This window comes from Microbispora amethystogenes, from assembly GCF_016863015.1.
GTDB lineage: Bacteria > Actinomycetota > Actinomycetes > Streptosporangiales > Streptosporangiaceae > Microbispora > Microbispora amethystogenes.
On the sequence record NZ_BOOB01000058.1, the window covers coordinates 1 to 14,449 of the forward strand.

Consider the following 14,449-nt stretch of genomic DNA (forward strand, 5'->3'; position numbering starts at 1 on the left):
TGGTGGGCGCCCAGCCGAGGCAGGGCAAGAGCTTCACCGCCCGCCTATTGGCCCTGTACGCCGCGCTGGACCCGTACGTGCAGTTGGAGGTGTTCGACGGCAAGGGCTCCCCGGACTGGCGCAAGTTCGCCCTCGTGGCGCACTCCTGCTCTTTCGGGTTCACCCCTTCACGGGACGGTGACCCGCTGGAGATCTTCGTTCAGACGCTTCGCGACCTGAAGGCCGATGTGCAGGCCCGGTATCAGAAGCTCAGCGAGTTGCCGGTGGACATCTGCCCGGAGGGCAAGCTGACCCGCGAGATCGCCCGTGACCCGAAGTACGGCATGCCGGTCCGGCTCGTGGTGATCGATGAGTGCCAGGAGTACTTCGACACCGGGGACAAGGAGCTGAACAAGGAGATCGCTGGCCTGCTGGTGTACCTGGTCAAGGTCGCCCCCGCCGCCGGAGTCATCGTGCTCGATGCCACGCAGAAGCCCGGCGGAGTCGGGACCGGTGACACCGCCACCGCCTTCACAAGCTTCCGCGACAACCACCAGGTCCGCATCGCCCTGCGCACCGGCTCATGGCAGGTCTCCGATCTCGTGCTGGGCTCCGGGGCATACTCCGAAGGGTTCGACTCCTCCGCCCTGCTGCCCTCCTACAAGGGGGTTGGCCTGCTGCGCGGCGCCGGGGACGACACCCCGACCGTGCGGTTCCACCTGGCCGACGCCGAAGACGCCGAGAAGATCCTCCAGACCGCGCGCAAGCTCCGCGAGCGCGCCGGCACGCTGTCCGGCTACGCCGCCGGGCAGGCCGCCATTCGTGAGGTGCGCGACGTGCTGGCCGACGCGGCGAGCGTCTTCCAGGGTTCGGAGACCGGCCTTCCGTGGGCGCTGATCGCCGCCCGGCTGGCCGAGCGCATCCCCGAGCACTACGCCGACGTGACCGGCGATGCGATCTCCGCTCAGCTCCGCGCGCTGGGCGTGCCGAGCGTGGACATCAAGCGGGACGGCAAGGCGCTCAAGGGCGCCAAGAAGGCCGCCGTCACCGCCGCGATCAACCGCCGGGAAGCCACCACCGGATAGGCCCGGCGCCCGCCCGGCGGACCCCGCCCGAGGGGTTCGCCGGGTCGCGACTCACCCGCGACCGGTCGCGGCGGCGCGACCTGCCCCGCGACCGCCCAAACCGTCTCTGACCAGCCCGAATATCCGCAGGTCGCGGGTAGCGGGCTCGGCTCGCCACGCCTGAAAACCGCCTCTGGAGCCCTGCCATGACCCATCTGGCCGCGACCGCGACCATCCACCACGCGACCACCACCGCGACCCTCCCCGACGCGCTGCCCGCCCTGCCGGTGATCCTCGCCTGGCTGACCCTGGCCGCCCTCGTGTGGGCGCTCGGCTACGCCGCCGCATGCGCCGCCGCCCCCTTCGCCCGGTGCCGCCGCTGCGACGGACACGGCAAGACCATCACGCCCAAGGGGCGCGTCCGCCGCTGGTGCCGGCACTGCGACGCCACCGGCCTACGCCTGCGCTGGGGCCGCCGCCTATTCAACTACCTCCGCCACCTGTGACGACCACCACCGCCACCCTGCTCGACCTGCTCCCCGCCCACGCACACCACAGGGAGGAACACGCGTCATGAACCACCCGCCAACCCTGCCCTACGCGCTGGCCGCCGCCGCCCGCGGCTGGCACGTCTTCCCGCTCGTCCCCGGGGACAAGGTCCCGCTCAAGGGCTGGCCCTGGAAGGAACACAACACCACCGACCCCGAGGTCATACGCCGGTTCTGGGCGCGGACCCCGTACAACATCGGCATTGCCTGCGGACCCTCCCGCCTGGTCGTGCTCGATCTCGACACCCCCAAGCCCGGCGACACGCCCCCACCCGCTTGGGACCTGCCCGGCGTCAACGACGGCGCGGACGCCCTCGCGCTGGTCTGCGAACGCGCCGGACAACCCTTCCCCACGCTGGAGACCTTCCATGTCCGCACCCGGCGCGGCGGGACGCACCTGTACTACACGGCGCCGGACGGGATCGAGCTGCGCAACACCGAAGGCGACAAGGGCAACGGGCTCGGCTGGCTGATCGACACCCGCGCGGCCGGCGGCTACGTCGTCGGCCCCGGCAGCTTCGTGGACCTGCCCGACGGCACCGGCACCTACGAAGTCGTCTACAACGCGCCCCCGGCCCCGCTGCCCCCCTGGCTGGCCGAACGGCTCATCCCTGCCCCGTTGCCGCCACAGCGCCCGGTCACGGTGCCGCTGGTCTCCACCGACCGGCGCGGCTCCTACCTGCGCGCCGCCGTCCTGGCCGAGCTTGAGCGGGTCACCAGCTCACCGCCCCACGGCCACAACAACGCGCTTTACCGGGCGTCCGTGGCGCTGGGCCAGCTCGTGGCCGGTGGCGAGCTGGCCGAGGCCGACGTGACCGCCTGGCTCACCGATGCCGCCCAGCAGGTCGGCCAACCGTATGGCGAAGCGACCCGCACCATCGCCTCAGGGCTTCGGGCCGGTGCCCGCCGCCCGCGAACGGTGGCCGCATGAACGGCGAGCGCCCTGCCCACCTGCGCCTGGTCTCCGGTGATGCCGTCCACGTGCCCGGCGGACCGGCGGGCGCGTCGGCGCCGTTCCGCACCTCGTGGACCGCCGACGAACTGATGGCCATGACCTTCCCCGAAACCCGGTGGGCCGTGCCCGGCGTCATCGCCGAAGGGCTCAACCTGCTTGCCGGGCCGCCGAAGGTCGGCAAGTCCTGGCTGTCCCTGGCTACCGCCATCGCCGTAGCAGGCGGAGGGAAGGCGCTGGAGGCCATCCCGGTCGAGCCCGGGCCGGTGCTCTACCTCGCGCTGGAAGACACCCCGCGCCGTCTCCAGTCCCGCATGCGCAAGATCCTGGGCGGCAAGCCCGCGCCCCGTGACCTGACGCTGGCCACCTCGTGCCCGACGCTCCCGCAGGGCGGGGAAGAGGCCATCGCCCGGTGGCTGGAGCGCAACCCCGGCGCGCGCATGGTCGTCATCGACGTGTTCGCCAAGGTACGCGGGACCACCGCGCCGGGCCTTTCGGCCTATGACGCCGACTACGCCGCGATGGGCCACGCCAAGCGCCTTGCCGACAGCTACGGCGTGGCCGTGGTGCTCGTGCATCACGTCCGCAAGATGGGCTCTGACGACTTCCTGGCCGAGGTCTCCGGCACCAACGGCATCGCCGGTGCCGCAGACGCCACGCTCGTACTCAAGCGCGCCCGAGGGACCGCTGACGGCGTGCTGCACGTCACCGGGCGCGACGTGGAGGAAGCCGAGTACGCCATGAGCTTCCAGCCCGCCGCCGGCATCTGGCATCTACTCGACGGCCCGCCCGAAGACCACACCCTGTCCGACACCCGCGCGGCCATCGTCCGCCACCTTCGCCAGCAGCCGAACAGCGCACCCAAGGCCATCGCTGACGCCATCGGGCTCGGCTACGACAACGTCAAGAAGACCTGCCAGCGCATGGCCGGCGACGGCCAACTCTGCGTGGACGCCGCCGGACGCTACCGGCTCCCTGGAGCTGTCCCCAGCGTCCCCGCAGTCCCCGGACCGAACCTGACCAGCACCAACACAACCAATCATGAGGGACACCTGACCCTGCCTGGCGTCCCCGCTGTCCCCGGTGAGGAGTGCCACCCGTCATGACCACCTCAGCGCCGGACAGGGTCCGGCTCGATGACACCCAGCTCTACAGCGTCACCGACGCCATGCGCATGCTCCGCATGAGCCGAACCGTCATCTACGACCAGATCCGCACCGGGCGCCTGCGCTCGGTCAAGCAGGGCCGCGCGCGCCGGTTCACGGCCCGTGCCCTCCGTGACTACATCGCTCTACTGGAGAAGGAAGCCGAGGACGCCGCCTGATGACCAAGCGACGCAGCAGGGGGGACGGCGGTCTGCACTGGGACGAGAAGCGCCAGCGCTGGATCGCGACCGCAAGTCTCGGCTACGCCCCGGACGGCAAGCGCATCGTCAAACGGGGAAGCGGCAAGACCAAGACGGAAGCCAAGGCCAAGCTCAAGGAAGTACTCAGGGACTACGAGGATGGCCTGGCCATCGCCCCGGGTGACTACACCGTCGAGCGAGCCGTGAATGACTGGCTGACGTACGTGCTGAGCCAGCGCGACAAAGCCACCTACGAAGCAGGGGTCATCCTCTGCCGTGTTCACGTCGTCTCCGCTCTGGGGAAGCGCAAGCTCCGCGACCTCAGTGCACAGGATGTGGACAAGTGGCTCGCGGAGAAGGCGAAGGTCCTCAGCACGAGCACGCTCCGCCTCATCCGCTCGTACCTGAACAGGGCGATCAAGCGCGCGATGGCGCGCGACCTGGTCAAGCGGAACGTGGTGGAACTCTGCTCCATCCCCCGCGGCAAGACGGGCCGTCCGTCCAAGGCGCTCACGCTGGCTCAGGCGGAAGCCGTGCTCAAAGCCGCCGAGGGCACCCGCATGTACGGCTACCTCGTGCTGGCCCTACTCACCGGGGCACGTACGGAGGAGCTGCGAGCGCTGACCTGGGATCACGTGGACCTGAAAGGGGACCCAGACGCAGAGCCGCCCGTACCGCCGTACGTAGCCGTGTGGCGCTCTGTCCGCTCTGGTGGAGACACCAAGACCCGGAAGTCCCGCCGCACTCTCGCGCTTCCACAGCGCTGTGTGGACGCCCTGAAAGTCCAGAAGGCTCAACAGGAGACCGACAGGAAGACCGCCGGCAAGCGCTGGCAGGAACATGGCCTGGTGTTCGCCTCGCAGGTCGGCACGCCCTTGGACGCGCACAACGTCCGGCGTGCCTTCCGGGCCGTCATCGCTGAGACCGACCTCAACCCGGCGAAGTGGACGCCGCGCGAGCTGCGCCACAGCTTCGTGTCACTGCTCTCCGACCAAGGCATCCCGCTCGAAGAGATCTCCCGCCTGGTCGGCCACAGCAGTACGGCCGTCACCGAACTGGTCTACCGCAAGCAGATCCGGCCAGTCCTTCAAGAGGGTGCCGTGGTCATGGATCAGATCTTCAAGACCTGAGATCGGGGAAGCGTAGTCACGCAGTTAGTCACGCAGAAGCCCTCTGGAGAGATCCAGAGGGCTTCTGAGCTGGAGCCGCCTAAGGGAATCGAACCCTTGACCCCTTCATTACGAGTGAAGTGCTCTGGCCGACTGAGCTAAGGCGGCACGCCGCGTACGGCTTCGCACAGTCTACAGGGTCGGCCGGGCTCTCGTGCACCGGTCGGCCGTCCGGTGTGCCGCGCCCGCAGGGGCTGCCGCGGCGCTCCGGAGACGGGGCGACTCGTACGGTGAGCGGGGGTGATCGGCAGGGCCGGGTAAATTCTCCCTCGCCGCCTCGGGAACGTCTCTTGACCAGGAAACGGGACAAGCCAGGCGCAGGTGTCACAGGAGAAACGCTCCGTCTCTCCCGGCCAGGTCATCCGCCCGGCGGACGCCGCAGGACATTCTCCGGAACCGGTCGCGTCCGGTGGCCGCTCCTCCTGGCAGGCGGCATGCTGGTCCTCGTCACACAGACGACGGCAGGGGAACGACGAGCATGCGACTGGCCGGCCAGACCGCCAAGGTCACACGTAGGACGAAGCGGCGAAGCGGTGGCCCGGGCCGGCGCCTGGCCGCCGCGGCGGTGATCGCACTGCTGCCGATCAGCGCCTGCTCCGCCCGCACCCCGGCCACGTCCCAGCAGCCCGGTGTGACCAAGGCGGTCCCGGCGATGCGGACGCCCGCGTCGGAGCTGCGCGCCTTCTACGAGCAGCGGCCCGACTGGAGCGACTGCGGCGACGGGTTCCAGTGCGCCAGGATCCAGGTGCCTCTCGACTACACCAAGCCCTCCGGCGAGCGCATCGAGATCAGCGCGATCCGCCTGCCGGCCTCCGGCAGGCGGACCGGCTCGCTGCTCATCAACCCCGGCGGGCCGGGGGGTTCGGGCATCCAGTACGCGCGGGCCGCCAAGTCCGTGGTCAGCGAGCGGGTGCGCGAGCAGTACGACGTCGTCGGCTTCGATCCGCGCGGCGTCGGCGAGTCGACTCCCGTCCACTGCATGACCGGCGCCCAGCTCGACAAGTACGTCGGCATGGACTCCAGCCCGGACAGTCCGGCGGAGGTCACCGAGCTGGACAATGCGTCCAAGCAGTTCGCGGAGCGGTGCGAGGCCCAGTCGGCCCGCCTGCTGCCGCACGTGGGCACGGCCGACGCCGCCAGGGACATCGACGTCCTGCGCGGCGTCCTGGGCGACGCGGGGCTCACCTATCTGGGCAAGTCGTACGGCACCTATCTCGGCGCGATGTACGCCGAGCTGTTCCCCAAGAACGTGCGGGCGCTGGTGCTCGACGGCGCGGTGGACCCCGCCATGTCGGCCATCAAGTCCAATGAGGTGCAGGCCAAGGGCTTCGAGGTGGCGCTGGAGGCGTTCGCCGAAGACTGCTTCCTCGACGGCGCCTGCCCCTTCACCAGCCGTACGGTCGACGGCGCGATGAAGGAGATCAGCGACCTGCTGGCGAGGGCCGACCGGCAGCCGCTGAAGAACGATCTCGGCGACGGCCGGGTCGTCAACGAGGCGTGGACGGTGCTCGGCATCGCCACCCCGCTCTACGAGCGCACCGCGTGGCCCCAGCTGCGGCAGGCCCTGGGCCAGGCCATGATCCACGGCAACGGCACCTCCCTGCTGCGGATGGCCGACCTGCTGGTCGACCGGCGGTCCGACGGGACCTACTCGAACCAGACCGAGGCCAACATGGCCGTCAACTGCGTGGACCACCGCTATCCCACGTCGCTCGACGCGTACGGCAAGGCAGCCGACGCGGCCGGGAAGATGGCCCCGCACTTCGGGCCGTTCGTGATGTGGGGGTCGCTGCCCTGCGCGTACTGGCCGGCGAAGTCGGCCGAGGCCGACAAGCCGATCAAGGGGGAGGGCGCGCCGCCCATCCTCGTCGTCGGCACGCTGCGCGACCCCGCCACGCCGTACGAGTGGGCGCAGGGGCTCGCGAAGGAGCTGACCTCGGGCGTGCTGCTGGGCTACGACGGCGACGGCCACACGGCCTACCGCAGCGGCTCCACCTGCGTGGACACCGCGGTCGACGACTACCTGCTCACACTGCGCGCGCCCAAGAACGGCACGGTCTGCCCCAAGGCGACCTGAGCCGAGCGGTTCACGAGCGGGCCGGTACGCGACGCGTGCCGGCCCGTTCGACGACCGTCGCCCCGGTCTCGGACTCCAGCGCGGGGGCGTAGCCCGCGGCCCGCAACCGCGCGAGGGTCTCCTCCTCACCGGCGGCGCTGATCAGCACGGTGGGCGCGATCTTGCGCAGGCCCAGCGCGCGCAGCGCATGCGCCCGGGAGAGCTCCTCGACGAGGGCCTCGTCGTCCGCGCGGAGGCAGCACCCGGACCGCACCACCCGGATCCGGCCGTGTACGCGGGCCGTGTCCTTGACCAGGTATTCGAGGGTCTGCGGCAGCGGCCCCTCCGCGGCCGCGGCCAGGCGCGCGAGCAGGCCGTCGGCCTCGTAGCCCTGGTCGAACGCGCGGCGCACGGTCGCGGCGCTCAGCCGCCAGACCACCGCGTGCCCTTCCGACTCGCGCTCGGCCACGTCGTCCAGCAGTTCGGCGAGGGACGAGTCGGGCATCCCGGGGACCACCGCCGTCAGGTCGGCCTGGAAACGGGCGGTGGCCTGGGCGGGCGGCAACATGGCCGACAGGGCAGCTGCCAGCGCGGCCTCCGGTGACCGCCACGCCTCACCGCTGACCAGCAGGTCCCGTACGGCGTGCCCGACAACCGTGAGGGTGCCCCCGGCGGTCACGCCGAGCAGGCCGGCCTCGCGCAGGATGGCGCCCGCCTGCTCGGCGCCGAGACGCGCGGCCGAGACGTGATGGGGGCGATGCCAGGCGGCGCGGAGCATCAGGTAGTGGAGACCGTCGGCCGGAAGACCCTTCCCGGCCGGCACCGCGGCGAGGGCTTCGAGCAGGGCGTACCTGAGGCTGACCGCGTGTGGGTCGGTGGGCTCGGTGAGGGCGACGGGCGTGCCGGCCTCCGCGGGCCAGTAGGTGTAGGTCGCCGGCAGGGTCGCCCAGGTCCCGATGATCCTGGCCAGCCGCTCGACGGGCGGCCGCTTGAGCCAGGTGTCGTACTCGGTGGTCGGCAGCAGGCTCACCATCGGTTCCGGCAGCTTGCCGCGGTGCCCCTTCGGGCGCGGCACCGGCTCGGCGTGCAGGCCGAGCAGTTCCGCCTGGGTGGCCAGGTCGATCCAGAACCTCGCGATGTCCTCGCCCACGCCGACGGCCTTGGCGAGGCGCCTGGTGTCCCGCACCGCCAGCCCTCCGGCCTTGCGCAGGGTGGGCGGCTGACCGACACACGCCGCGAGCAGGCGTTCGATCTGGGAGAGCGCGGAGGTGGCGGCCGCCTGCGCGGTCCCCTCCGCCCCCTCCGCGCCGGGCAGGTCGTCCGGGGGCGGCGGGGGTTCGGGGGCGAACGGCACGCGCGGCCCGCCGAGGATCGCCGTGGCCACCTCGAACGGCACCTCGGCCACGTCGGGCGGCCCCGCCGGGAGCAGCAGGCCGTGTGCCACCAGCCAGTCGGTGTCAGGGTCGCCGGAACCTCCGGGGCGGACGACGTACCTGACGTTGTGCTGGTAGCCGTACCCGCTGTGGAAGTGGTAGGCGTGGGTGCGCAGCCGTGATCCGTGCCCGACGAGGCGGGCCAGCCAGTCCCGTACGGACGCGGGGGCGCCCGCGACCAGGGCCCGCACCCGCTCGGGGTCGCCCAGCAGGCCGAGCACGTTCCGTTCCGCGACCTCCCGTACGCGGGCCTTCGGGAACCCCAGTGCGTCGGCGATCGCGTGGACCTCGGGGGCGTTGAAGTGGGCGGCGAAGAGGTCGGCGGCCGGACGCCCGAGCCCCGTCTCGCCGGCGAGGTCCATGTGGACGGCGCCGGGCACGATCACCTGGTCGCCGTGCGGCGGGAGCACCAGCGCCATGCCCGCCAACTGGTCCAGGACGGCGTCGGCGGCCGTACGCCGGTCGAGGTCGGGCCCGGCCAGCAGGTCGAGCACGTCGGCGCGGGGCACGGCGCGGCCGGCCGGATCGTCCCCCTCCAGGTGATAACCCAGCGGCCCGTGCCGCCGCGCCGCCAGCCAGGCGACGGCCGAGAGCGCCTGACGCTGGGGCAGCGTGCAGAACCGCACGAGCGGCACCACCGCCTGCCGCCGGAGCAGCAGCCGGGCCAGGTCCTGCGGCGGGATGTCCTCGTCGACGACGAACCCCACCCGGGCGAGCAGCAGCCGCCGCTCGTCGGGCGACCTGGTCCTCAACCACGTGGTCAGATGCCGGGGCGTGCTCACGACGGCACCCTACCCGCGCTCCGCCGCCCGCCGGGCCGACGCCGGGATGTCCTCCTCAGCCCGCGTGCTCCGCGGCCCAGGCGCAGATGGCGCCCAGTGGTTCGCGCAGCGTACGGCCGAGATCGGTCAGCGCGTACTCGACGTGCTGGGGCGCGGTGTCCTTGACGACCCGGCGTTCGACCATCCCGTCCGCCTCCATGCCGCGCAACGTCTCGGTCAGCACCTTCTGGGTGATGCCCGGCAGCCGCCGGCGCAACTGGCCGTGCCGCTGGGGCCCGGCCAGCAGCGCGTAGATCACCAGCACCCGCCACTTCGCCGCGAACCGCTCCAGCGCCTGCCGCGTCGCGCAGGTCTCCTCCAGTACGTCGGGGATCACCGGATCCATCTCGTCTCCCTGCCCTGTGGGATGGGCACCGCGAAGTGCCTTCTGGCGCCGTGGTCCAGGCACGCCTAGCCTCACGCTCACCGCGAGATCACACACTAGGACGGGGACACGGACATGAGCGATCTCACGATCCACACCCATGCGGCCGGGGAAGGCCGGCCGACGACCGCCGTACGGACCGAACGCGTCACGTTCTCCGCGGGAGGTGTCGATCTCGCCGGGGATCTCCGGCTGCCGGATCTTCCCCTGCCCGCCCCCGCCGTCGCGCTCACCGGGCCGTTCACGGGCGTGAAGGAGCAGGTCACCGGGCTGTACGCGGACCGCCTCGCGCGGGCGGGCCTGGTCACCCTGGCCTTCGACCACCGGGGGTTCGGCGAGAGCGGCGGGCGGCGGGGCCATGAAGACAGCGAGGGCAAACTCGCCGACCTCCGGGCCGCGGTGAGCCTGCTCGGCGGCCGGCCGGAGGTCACCCCGGGCCGGATCGGGCTCGTCGGCGTGTGCCTCGGCGGCGGATACGCGGTGCGGGCCGCCGCCTCCGATCCCCGGGTGCGGGCCGTGGCCGGGATCGCCGGCGCGTACAACAGCCCGGCCTGGTTCGCCGACCGGATGGGCCTCGACGCCTACCGGGCCGCGCTCGGGAGCTTCCTCGACCGGTACGACGAACCCCTGCCCGCGGTGGCGCCCGGCGACGGCGAGGCCGCCATGCCCGGCGCCGAGCCGTACGCCTACTACGGCACCTCCCGCTCGGCGTCGCCGCACTGGGTGAACGAGGTGACCCGGGGGTCGCTCCACTCGCTGATGACCCTCGACGCGCTCGGAGCCGCCCCGCTTCTCGCCGCGACGCCGCTGCTCGTCGTGCACGGCCGGGCCGACGCCTACTGCGCGCCGGAACTGGCGGCCGAGCTGGCCGGCCGGAGCCCGGGCGAGAAGGAGGTGGTCTGGCTGGACTGTCGAGAGCACATCGATCTCTACGACGTGGAGCCCTACGTCACCCAGGCCGCCGACGCGACGGCCGCCTTCCTGCACGACCACCTCTGACCGGGTTCATTCGGGCTCGCCGGCGGTGGTCGTCGTCCGCGCCTCGCCGTACGCGTTGCCTCTTTCGAAGCCGCGCACTCGTTGAAAGTTCCATTGAGCCATTTTCATCCTGATCACGCTGGTCAGGACGGGCACAGGAGGCGAGCAGGCCAGAGGAGTTGAGGGTGAGGCGAGGCTCCCGGTAAGACAGCAGTCGACCAAGATCCGATGCCCCAACCGGAAGCCTCGATGCTGTCTTACCCTGCCACATTCCCCTGTCGAACCGCACCCTTGTCCGCCTGGCCGAGCTCATCCGTGCCCGCCGCGCCGAGCGCCGCAGACGGTGGCGGCGCCTGCAGCCCGAGCAGCAGGCGCTGCTGGTGCTGGCTCACCTGCGTAACGGGGACACCTACGCTCGCCCGGCGGCCGGCTTCGCGATCGGGATCACCACCGCATGGAGGTACGTGCGTGAGTCGGTCGACCTGCTGGCGGCCCTGGCCGACGATGTGCAGGCTGCCGCGCTCCGGGCCGCCCGGCTGGCCTACGCCATTCTCGACGGCACGCTCATCCCGATCGACCGCGTCGCCGACCAGGGGCCGTACTACTCGGGCAAGCACAAGCGCCACGGGATGAATGTCCAGGTCCTCGCCGATCCCTCCGGCCGCCTGGTGTGGGCCTCCCCGGCTCTCCCCGGGGCCGTGCACGACCTGACCGCAGCTCGCATCGTTGGCCTGATCCATGCGCTGACCGTCAACGGCGTCATGATCTTCGCCGACAAGGGCTACCAAGGCGCGGGCGGCACGGTTCGCACCCCGTTCAAGCGTCACCGGCACCGTCCCCGGCTGTCGCGCGGGCAGAAGGCGGTCAACCGCGCCCACGCACGTATCCGAGCCCTCGGCGAACGCGCCGTCGCGACCCTGAAAGCGTGGAAGCTGCTGTCGAAGCTCCGCTGCTGCCCTCACCGCGCCACCCTCATCGTGCAAGCCGTCGAAGATGACCGCTACTCAGGATGAAAAAGGCTCATTATAGAGGGCCCCTCGTTGAGGGGCCCTCTGCGTATGGCGATGTGTTCAATAAAGGTAGGTCTCCACCGGCTCTGTCGCGACCTTCTCAGGGCGAGGGAGCGCACATGACAGATCATGTCCAGCTGTCCACATCTGCGCAAGGCGGGGCCGCGACGCCGTAGCGCTTGCTGAGAGCATCGTCGATGCTTAGCTGGCGGCAGAAGCCGCCAGTGATAAGCCCCGTCCGAACATTGCGCCTGCGGAACAACAAGACCGCAGGAGAGGCCTCGAGGCCAGATTGTGACGCGCACGACGACGAACCGAATCAAAGCGGTACAAGACTACATAAATATACGCAATCAGGAGGAACCCCTACAATTATCGTCACGCCGATTGCCGACGAGGCCATCACTAGCTAACCTTGCTTTTCACCCACTTCTCAGACCCGCAAAAAACCGCAGATACCAGAAGGCAATAAATGGAAGCGCGTATTTCTTTTCCCGGATACCAAGAGGTCTCACATCTGGAGTCGCTGAACGATTGGCTCAAGGGCGAGCATTCCTTAGCTGGCCGCGTTCGCCTTGATGGCCCAGCTCCACGCCCAGGCGAGCTAGGAGCTCCCATGGACGCAGTTGTCATCGCTCTAGGATCAGGGGGCGCATTGTCGGTTCTCGCCTCGTCATTGAAAACGTGGCTATCGCAGCCGCGCAGATCAGACATCCGCATTCGAATCGAGAGTGATAACGGCCGCAATATTGAGATCGATGCCAAGCGCATAGATCAAGATCAGATTGAAACCTTGCTGAAGCAGACCCTCCACCCGGGGGAGTAAGGACAGAAGATGCGACTTCCAAATCCGCAGCACTCCTGGGCGATCCTGATAGGAAGCAGCAGTTACGCGGATGGGAAGCTAAATGACCTGCCTACCGTTCGGAATAACATCACCGAGTTGAAAAGAGTCCTCACAGGCTCTCCAGGCGGAATACTCCTTGAGTCTCATTGCCTAACCTTGGTAGACGAAGGAGATTTACGGCGACTTGGTAGCCAACTCCGAATAGCAACAAGCCAGGCAGAGGATCTGCTATTAGTCTACTATGCCGGGCACGGACTGATAGGCGGCAAACGTCACGAACTGTATCTTGCTTTACCCGACAGCGAATGGGAGAGCCCTGAATTTAATTCACTGGAATATGACAAACTGCGCAGCGCAATCCTCGACAGCCCTGCCGCAAATAAGATAGCTATTCTGGACTGCTGCTTTTCTGGACGCGCTTTGGGCGATCTTATGGCCGACCCCGATACCGCTGTTCTAGGCCAGCTCGATGTCCATGGTACGTACATTCTCACTTCTGCACAGAGCAATCAAGCAGCTCTGGTGCTGCCAGACGAAGAGTACACGGCATTCAGCGGGCGTTTGTTGCAACTCCTGAAAGATGGTGTTGTTGGAGGGCCTGAGCTACTCACCATCGACTACCTATACCGCAAGCTCCGGGCTGGGATGGAAGCGGAGGGGCTATCCATCCCAGATAAGCGGGCCACGCGCACTGCAGGATCGATAGCTCTTGCGCCGAATAACGCCTTTTCTTCTACTGCCATTTCTGGCGCGTTGGGAACTCAACAGCAGGAATCAATTAGCACTAAAGCCTCTCACACCTCCCGCACGCCACCCGGTCTGAAGTGGGACGTCTTTCGGGCCTCCAGGGGCAACGAGAGCGGTAACTATACCATTTTCCATGGGCGTAGGCACATGTACTGGACCCTGTCCATCCTAACGACCATCCTTGGGCTCCTCTCCTGCCTGATAGCCGCAACGGCTCAGCTATCGCTGATTGTAAAAATCCCCCTTGCCATTCTAGGACTTTTCTTACTGGTCCTGATTTTTGGGTTCCTACAAATGGCGCGATCTCCGGTGCGGCTCGAAATCGGAAGCCAAGGAATTCAACTTTTCGCCCGCAGTGGAACTACCTGGATTCCTTGGGAGTTTGTCAGCGCAGTAGACATAGAGCGAGCAAATGGCAACGACCATATAGTTGTATGGCTCAACGAAGCAGACATCTTTCCCGATTTCGATACATTCGGAGGAGGGCCCCAATTCATACCCAAGATGGGCGCCATCGCTCTCTGCTCCATCAATGTCCTTAGCGCCTCACGCCATCAGATTGCGCGCACGCTTTGGGCCTACGGGGGAGAATCGGTGAAGAAGTCGACGGTGCGCCAGAGCATGGACACTGAGCGTTCTTCTCCTCCAGCTAGTCTCGCCCCGCAACAGTCTGATAACAGAGACCAGTACATGTCTGGCCAAAAAACAGCCGATGTTCTTCAGCTCTCTCAGCAAGAAGCGAAAAGAGCCAAGGTAGAGTATGCGCCACCCCGCCCGGCGCCTCAATCAGGAGCGAAAAGAATAGTGCGAAGGACGCTACTAATCACAGGAACGATACTCTTCGGCGTCATGACGATGGGTGCCATCGGCGCCGCAGCTTCAGGCGGATATGAGAACGCAACTTATGCTGTCATCGGTAACGCTTTTTTCGAAGCGCCGCTAGTTGTGTTGATGGTTTTTCTTGTGAAGGATATTCGAAGCTCTCGGGCTCGGAAGATTAGATCAGAAGCATCGACGGATAATCGACATGACAAACCCCCCAGGAATGCGTGAGCGTCGAGGCGCTCGATCCAGAGATAGGAATCAGGGCCTGGTGGAACGCGCCATTTCAATTA

At 68.3% G+C, this 14,449-nt stretch carries 12 protein-coding genes, 1 tRNA gene and 1 pseudogene; 11 read left to right on the forward strand and 3 right to left on the reverse strand.

Going from position 1 to position 14,449, the window contains the following annotated elements; genetic code table 11:
- From Mam01_RS31950 to Mam01_RS37060, 6 genes are all read left to right on the forward strand, one after another.
- On the forward strand, positions 1-1,064 hold a 1,064-nt coding region (locus Mam01_RS31950; RefSeq protein ID WP_204288913.1), incomplete at its 5' end, for a hypothetical protein.
- A gap of 185 nt (positions 1,065-1,249) precedes the next feature.
- A complete protein-coding gene (locus Mam01_RS31955; protein WP_204288914.1) occupies positions 1,250-1,549 on the forward strand; it encodes a hypothetical protein in 300 nt (99 codons plus the stop codon).
- Positions 1,550-1,616: 67 nt separating this feature from the next.
- Positions 1,617-2,522: a bifunctional DNA primase/polymerase gene (locus Mam01_RS31960; RefSeq protein ID WP_204288915.1), complete on the forward strand. Its 906-nt coding sequence runs from the start codon at positions 1,617-1,619 to the stop codon at positions 2,520-2,522.
- Positions 2,519-3,649 carry an AAA family ATPase gene (locus Mam01_RS31965; RefSeq protein ID WP_204288916.1) on the forward strand — a complete coding sequence of 377 codons (1,131 nt, stop codon included), beginning with the start codon at positions 2,519-2,521 and terminating at the stop codon, positions 3,647-3,649. Before Mam01_RS31960 ends, Mam01_RS31965 begins: the two co-directional genes overlap by 4 nt.
- On the forward strand, positions 3,646-3,867 hold the full coding sequence (locus tag Mam01_RS31970) for a helix-turn-helix domain-containing protein (protein ID WP_204288917.1): 222 nt from the start codon (positions 3,646-3,648) through the stop codon (positions 3,865-3,867). The genes Mam01_RS31965 and Mam01_RS31970 overlap by 4 nt, the downstream gene beginning before the upstream one ends.
- Positions 3,867-5,018, forward strand: coding sequence for a tyrosine-type recombinase/integrase (locus tag Mam01_RS37060; protein WP_239101777.1), 1,152 nt, complete (start codon positions 3,867-3,869; stop codon positions 5,016-5,018). The genes Mam01_RS31970 and Mam01_RS37060 overlap by 1 nt, the downstream gene beginning before the upstream one ends.
- Before the next feature lie 70 nt (positions 5,019-5,088).
- Here the strand turns inward: Mam01_RS37060 and Mam01_RS31980 are convergent.
- Positions 5,089-5,165: transfer RNA gene (locus tag Mam01_RS31980), tRNA-Thr, on the reverse strand.
- Positions 5,166-5,535: 370 nt separating this feature from the next.
- Here Mam01_RS31980 and Mam01_RS31985 point away from each other — a divergent pair.
- Positions 5,536-7,134: an alpha/beta hydrolase gene (locus Mam01_RS31985; RefSeq protein ID WP_204288918.1), complete on the forward strand. Its 1,599-nt coding sequence runs from the start codon at positions 5,536-5,538 to the stop codon at positions 7,132-7,134.
- 10 nt (positions 7,135-7,144) lie between these two features.
- Here the strand turns inward: Mam01_RS31985 and Mam01_RS31990 are convergent, their stop codons facing one another.
- A complete protein-coding gene (locus tag Mam01_RS31990) occupies positions 7,145-9,328 on the reverse strand; it encodes a helicase-associated domain-containing protein (RefSeq protein WP_204288919.1) in 2,184 nt (727 codons plus the stop codon).
- A 55-nt stretch (positions 9,329-9,383) separates the two neighbouring features.
- Entirely contained in the window at positions 9,384-9,713 is a 330-nt protein-coding gene (locus tag Mam01_RS31995) for a winged helix-turn-helix transcriptional regulator (protein WP_150939640.1), read from the reverse strand.
- 114 nt (positions 9,714-9,827) lie between these two features.
- Here Mam01_RS31995 and Mam01_RS32000 point away from each other — a divergent pair, with 114 nt between their 5' ends.
- From Mam01_RS32000 to Mam01_RS32015, 4 genes and pseudogenes are all read left to right on the forward strand, one after another.
- Positions 9,828-10,751 (forward strand): alpha/beta hydrolase, encoded by a 924-nt coding sequence (locus Mam01_RS32000; protein WP_204288920.1) that lies wholly within the window; start codon positions 9,828-9,830, stop codon positions 10,749-10,751.
- Between the two features lie 228 nt (positions 10,752-10,979).
- Positions 10,980-11,743, forward strand: a pseudogene (locus tag Mam01_RS32005) (transposase family protein).
- Between the two features lie 469 nt (positions 11,744-12,212).
- Positions 12,213-12,566: an effector-associated constant component EACC1 gene (locus Mam01_RS37065; protein WP_239101778.1), complete on the forward strand. Its 354-nt coding sequence runs from the start codon at positions 12,213-12,215 to the stop codon at positions 12,564-12,566.
- Positions 12,567-12,575: 9 nt separating this feature from the next.
- Positions 12,576-14,387 carry a caspase family protein gene (locus tag Mam01_RS32015; RefSeq protein WP_204288922.1) on the forward strand — a complete coding sequence of 604 codons (1,812 nt, stop codon included), beginning with the start codon at positions 12,576-12,578 and terminating at the stop codon, positions 14,385-14,387.
- Positions 14,388-14,449: the final 62 nt, after the last annotated feature.

What these genes read in the sequence shown, in the direction of transcription:
- Mam01_RS37060 (WP_239101777.1), top strand. Translation starts at nt 3,867, where the DNA reads ATGACCAAGCGACGCAGCAGGGGGGACGGCGGTCTGCACTGGGACGAG.
- Mam01_RS31955 (WP_204288914.1), top strand. Translation starts at nt 1,250, where the DNA reads ATGACCCATCTGGCCGCGACCGCGACCATCCACCACGCGACCACCACC.
- Mam01_RS31995 (WP_150939640.1), bottom strand. Translation starts at nt 9,713, where the DNA reads ATGGATCCGGTGATCCCCGACGTACTGGAGGAGACCTGCGCGACGCGG.
- Mam01_RS31960 (WP_204288915.1), top strand. Translation starts at nt 1,617, where the DNA reads ATGAACCACCCGCCAACCCTGCCCTACGCGCTGGCCGCCGCCGCCCGC.
- Mam01_RS32015 (WP_204288922.1), top strand. Translation starts at nt 12,576, where the DNA reads ATGCGACTTCCAAATCCGCAGCACTCCTGGGCGATCCTGATAGGAAGC.
- Mam01_RS31965 (WP_204288916.1), top strand. Translation starts at nt 2,519, where the DNA reads ATGAACGGCGAGCGCCCTGCCCACCTGCGCCTGGTCTCCGGTGATGCC.
- Mam01_RS37065 (WP_239101778.1), top strand. Translation starts at nt 12,213, where the DNA reads ATGGAAGCGCGTATTTCTTTTCCCGGATACCAAGAGGTCTCACATCTG.
- Mam01_RS31985 (WP_204288918.1), top strand. Translation starts at nt 5,536, where the DNA reads ATGCGACTGGCCGGCCAGACCGCCAAGGTCACACGTAGGACGAAGCGG.
- Mam01_RS31970 (WP_204288917.1), top strand. Translation starts at nt 3,646, where the DNA reads ATGACCACCTCAGCGCCGGACAGGGTCCGGCTCGATGACACCCAGCTC.
- Mam01_RS32000 (WP_204288920.1), top strand. Translation starts at nt 9,828, where the DNA reads ATGAGCGATCTCACGATCCACACCCATGCGGCCGGGGAAGGCCGGCCG.